Below are 1,279 nucleotides of genomic sequence, written 5' to 3'. Positions count from 1 at the left end.
CGAAGAGTTTCGCCAGCAGGCGGTTGACCTGTACGAGTCGACACCGGGAGCGACGGTCCGCGGTATCGCGGAGGACCTCGGGATCGTCCGGGGCACGTTGCGGCAGTGGCTGGAGACCCACGGGACCGGAAAGAAGACCGCGGCTGACGGCACGCTGACCGACCGCCCGTTGCGGTCCGCGCCGATCGCTCCGACGTCGGATCCTAGTGAGCCGCTCGAGCAGCGCGTGGCTCGGCTGGAGGCAGAGAACGCCCAGCTGAGAGCGGAGACGACGAAGCTCACCACGGAGCGGGAGATCCTCCAGAAGGCCGCGAAGTATTTCGCCGGGGAGACGCGCTGGTGAGTCGCTTCCAGTTCGTCGCCGACCATTCCACCACCTATCCGGTGAAGCGACTGTGCGAGCTCGTCGAGATCGAGCGTTCCTCCTACTACGCCTGGCAGACAGGCGCCCCGGCTCGGTCCGCGCGGGCCGCTTCCGATGGCGAGCTGCTGGAGCGGATCCGCATCATCCACGCGGACGACAATGCCCAGGGTGCCCCGCGGATCACGGCAGAGCTCAACGACGGGGCCGCGCCCGAGGACCGGGTCAACCACAAGCGGGTCGCTCGCGTGATGCGAGAGGCCGGCCTCAGCGGCTACGTCAAGAAGCGTAAGCACCGCACGACGGTGCCGGAGCCGGCCGACCAGGTCGTTCCTGACCTGCTGGGCCGGGATTTCACCGCCGAGGCGCCGAACCAGCGCTACGTCGGCGACATCACCTACCTGCCGCTATCCGAGGCCGGCGGGGGCGGGAACCTGTATCTGGCCACAGTGATCGACTGCTACAGCCGCCGCCTGGTGGGCTGGGCCATCGCCGATCACATGCGCACCGACCTCGTCGCCGACGCGCTCAAGGCCGCCGCCGCGGCCCGTGGATCTCTGGCAGGAGCGATCTTCCACAGCGACCACGGGTCCGTCTACACCTCCAAGGCCTACGCCGAGCTCTGCCAGCGGCTCTGCGTGACCCAGTCGATGGGAGCCGTCGGTTCCAGCGCCGACAACGCGATGGCCGAATCGTTCAACGCGACCACGAAGCGCGAGGTCCTCCGCGACGCCGCGTGCTTCACCGACGAGCTCACCGCCCGCCGCAAGATGTTCCGCTGGCTGACCCGCTACAACACCAAGCGCCGCCATTCCTGGTGCCGCTACCTGTCCCCGAACGCCTACGAGCGCGCCTACACCGCTAAGCTAGCGCTCGCAGCGTAAACACCCCCGTGTCCACGAACCGGGGGTAGGCCCC

The 1,279-nt window shown here is 68.5% G+C and carries 1 protein-coding gene; it reads left to right on the top strand.

The genetic code is table 11. From position 1 onward, the window contains the following. Window positions 1-1,245 (top strand): IS3 family transposase gene (locus INT49_RS20800; protein ID WP_404801968.1). Its coding sequence is split into 2 segments (ribosomal slippage), with 1,246 coding nucleotides annotated over them: window positions 1-323 and window positions 323-1,245; the frame shifts between segments, so codons are not numbered across the junction. This gene is flagged as partial in the annotation. Between the last annotated feature and the right edge of the window lie 34 nt (window positions 1,246-1,279).

This window comes from Brachybacterium tyrofermentans, assembly GCF_014897585.1.
Classification (GTDB): domain Bacteria; phylum Actinomycetota; class Actinomycetes; order Actinomycetales; family Dermabacteraceae; genus Brachybacterium; species Brachybacterium tyrofermentans.
The sequence above is the reverse complement of the archived record's forward strand: the minus strand, read 5'-3'. Positions and strand labels throughout refer to the sequence as shown.